Here is a 3,739-nt window from a genome sequence, read left to right on the forward strand (position 1 = left end):
CACGCTGCACGGCCAGGCGGCCCGCGAGCAGCGCCGGGTCGGGGTGCGGGTGCCCGCGCCCGGCGGCCGGGGCTCGGGGCCGGGCGGACTGTCCAAGCGCGAGTACGAGGTGGCGTCGCTGGTCGCCGAGGGCTACACCAACTCGCAGATCGCCGAGCGGCTGTTCGTCAGCGTCCGGACGGTCGAGACACACTTGTCGCACATCTTCGGAAAGCTCGGTGTCACCTCGCGGGTGGGGGTCGTCAGCGCCCTGAACCGGGGGGATTCCGGCCAGGAGTGACCCGCGGGGGCGGCGGCTCGGGCGCGTCCCGGGCGGGATCCGGACGGGATCGGGCGGGATCCGGACGGGATCCGGACGGGCGCCGGGCAAGGTTCGGACGCGGTTCGGACGATCGGGCGGCGACGGAACCAAACCGGACGGGCGCCGCCCGCGTCCCATGAAGGACGAGTTCAGCACGCTTCGGGACGCCGGAGACGCGGTGCGCACGGGGTGTCAGTGCCGCCGGGTCCGGGCTTCCGGGACAAGTCAGGGTTTCCCACGATGCCGCCGGCGACCGTCCGGCCGCATCATTCTTGCGGGGCCGACACGGAGGCGAGGATGGAACAGACCACGATTGCGCGGACGACGATTCCACGGCGGACCCTCGCGGGCGTCAAGGACGCCGACGTCCGCGTGTACCCGTTCGCGACCGAGGACGGTCTCGGGCTCGAGCTGACCCGGTTCCAGCGCGCGGAGTGCGACGACGTCGTGCTCCTGGTCCACGGCCTGACCTCGGCCAGCGACGTGTTCATCATGCCGGAGCACCAGAACCTGACCAGCCACCTGCTGGACGCGGGGTTCACCGACGTGTGGGCCCTGGACTTCCGCATGAGCGGCCGGTTCCCCTACGACACCGAGACCCACCGGTACACCCTCGACGACATCGCGCTGTACGACTTCCCGGCCGCGCTGGAGGTCATCCGCCGCGAGATCGGCGACCGCCGGCTGCACGTGTTCGCGCACTGCCTCGGCTCGGTGTCGTTCACGATGGCGCTGTTCGCCGGGACCGTCACCGACATCACCTCGCTGACCTGCAACAGCGTGTCGCTGACGCCGCGCGTCCCGGCGTTCTCCAAGCTGAAGCTGACGCTCGGACCGGCGTTCCTGGAGTACGTGGCCGGGCTGCCGTACATCGACCCGAGGTTCGGGGACGCGCCCGCCTTCACCCGCGGCTGGATGCTGTCGCGGCTGGTGTCGCTGTTCCACCGCGAATGCGACGTGCGCGCCTGCCACATGCAGAGCTTCCAGTGGGGCGCCGGGAAGCCCGCGATGTACGAGCACGCGAACCTGCTGCCCGTCACGCACCAGCGGGTCGCCGACATCTGCTGCGCGTCCGGGCTGCACTACTACCGGCACGTTCGCAAGATGGTGGACGCCGGCCGCTCGGTGAGGTTCGCCCCGGACGACCCGGCCTACGCCCGGCTGCCGAAGGACTACCTGGCGGACGCGGCGGAGGTGACCACGCCGCTGCTGCTGCTCGCGCCGGAGCGCAACCGGGTGTTCTCCGACTCCAACGTGTACTTCCACAAGCTGCTCGAGCGGGCGGCGCCCGGCCGGCACGAGCTGGAGGTGCTGCCCGGCTACGGGCACCTCGATCCGATCATCGGAAAGAACGCCCACCTCGACGTGTTCCCGCGCGTCGTCGACTTCCTCAAGCGGCATTCGGGCTAGGCCCGGCGCCGGCCGGAACGCCGCCGGCCGGCGCGGGGCGCCGCCCCGTCCGCACAGCACAGAGCAGAGCAGGAGCAATCGCATGGAGCAGGTCGACGCGGTCGTCGTCGGCTCGGGGTTCGGCGGGTCGGTCAGCGCGTACCGGCTCGCGGAGGCCGGGCGGTCGGTGGTGCTGCTGGAACGCGGCCGGCCCTATCCGCCCGGCAGCTTCCCCCGCTCCCCCGACGAGATGAGCCGCGCGTTCTGGGACCCGGGCGCGGGCCTGTTCGGCATGTTCGACGTCTGGCGGTTCGGCGGCTGCGACTCGGTCGTGTCGTCCGGGCTCGGCGGAGGCTCGCTGATCTACGCCAACGTGCTGCTGCGCAAGGACGAGCGCTGGTTCGTCCACGAGGAGCTGCCGGACGGCTCCTACGAGTCGTGGCCGATCTCCCGCGCCGACCTGGACCCGCACTACGACGCCGTGGAGAGGATGCTCGACCCGGCGCCGTTCCCGTTGGACCGCGCGCCGTTCGACAACACGCCCAAGGCGCACGCGATGCAGGACGCCGCCGCCGAGCTGGGCCTCGACGTGACGCTGCCGCCGCTGGCCGTCCGGTTCTCGGCCGAGCCGGGCGGGCAGCCCGCCGTCGGGCTGCCGATCGCCGAGCCGTCCTACGGCAACATCCACGGCGTGCCGCGCCGCACCTGCAACCTGTGCGGCGAGTGCGACATCGGCTGCAACGACGGGTCGAAGAACACCCTCGACCACACCTACCTCTCCGCCGCCCGACACCACGGCGCCGACATCCGCACGGGGCACGAGGTCAAGGCGGTCCGTCCGCGCACGGGCGGCGGCTACGAGGTCGACTACGTCGTCCACGACATGGACTCGCCCGCCCCGAAGCGGGTGATGCGGACGATCGGGTGCCAGCGGCTGGTGCTGTCGGCCGGCACGTACGGGACGGCCCGCATCCTGCTGCGGTCGCGGACCGCCCTCGCCGGGCTGAGCGACGCGCTCGGCACCCGGTTCAGCGGCAACGGCGACCTGCTGACGTTCCTGCTGAAGGCCAAGGACCGCAACCGGGTGCGTCCGCTGGACGCCGCGCGCGGCCCGGTCATCACCAGCGCGATCCGGCTGCCGGACGACGCGGACGGCGTGCCAGGCTCCGGCCGGGGCGCCTACATCCAGGACGGCGGCTACCCCGGTTTCGTCGACTGGGCGGTGCGGGGCCTCGACGTCCCCGGCAACATCGAGCGGATCGTGAAGTTCATGGCCGAGCGGTTCGCCGACTTCTTCCGGGACGTGCCCGACACGTCCCTGTCGAAGGAGCTGAGCGAGCTGATCGGCAGCGGCTCGCTCACGGTCAGCTCGCTGCCGCTGCTCGGCATGGGCCGCGACGTGCCGGACGGGCGCCTCGAACTGGACAAGCACGGCCGTCTCCACGCCGACTGGACGACCAAGACGAGCGAGGCGTACTTCGAGCGCGTCCGCAAGACGATGCAGAGCATCGCCGACGTGCTGGGCGCCGAGTACGCCGACAACCCGATGTGGTTCCGCAAGCGGATCATCACCGTCCACCCGCTGGGCGGCGTGCCGATGGGCGCGCACGAGGGCGTCGGCGTGTGCGACCCGTACGGCGAGGTCTACGGGCATCCGGGGCTGCACATCGCGGACGGCTCGGTGATGCCCGGCCCGGTCGGGCCGAACCCGTCGCTGACCATCGCGGCGTTCGCGGACCGGATGTGCACCCGCCTGCTGGAGCAGGAGACCGGGGCGGCCGTGGCCGCCGCGGCGGGAAGGGCCGCCGAGCACCCGGCCGGGAACGCCGGGGCGGACGCGGCGGGTGATGCGGGAGAACCGGTCATCGAGGGAGCGGCAGTGGTGGGATCCGAGGTCACGCAAGTCGCCGAATCCGGCACGGCGGTCGCGGGGGCGGCCGTGGCGGGGACGGGAGCGGCGGGGACGGCCGTGGCGGGCGCCGCCGTCGCGACCGCCGCCGTGACCACGGCGGCCGTGGTGACGGCGGCGAGGGTGTCGGCGGGTGTGGG

Annotated in this window: 3 protein-coding genes; all 3 read left to right on the forward strand. The window is 72.6% G+C overall.

Annotated elements, in window-relative coordinates:
- Window positions 1–280, forward strand: a 280-nt coding sequence (locus DZF91_RS26725; protein ID WP_147341398.1) for a response regulator transcription factor, incomplete at its 5' end; no start/stop codon positions are given.
- Window positions 281–598: 318 nt separating this feature from the next.
- A complete protein-coding gene (locus DZF91_RS26730) occupies window positions 599–1,711 on the forward strand; it encodes an alpha/beta fold hydrolase (protein WP_117359936.1) in 1,113 nt (370 codons plus the stop codon).
- An 82-nt stretch (window positions 1,712–1,793) separates the two neighbouring features.
- Window positions 1,794–3,739: GMC oxidoreductase (locus DZF91_RS26735; protein ID WP_199486915.1), on the forward strand; the 1,946-nt coding region annotated here is incomplete at its 3' end.

Origin of the sequence: Actinomadura logoneensis (genome assembly GCF_003428695.1) — a bacterium.
Classification (GTDB): Bacteria; Actinomycetota; Actinomycetes; order Streptosporangiales; family Streptosporangiaceae; genus Spirillospora; species Spirillospora logoneensis.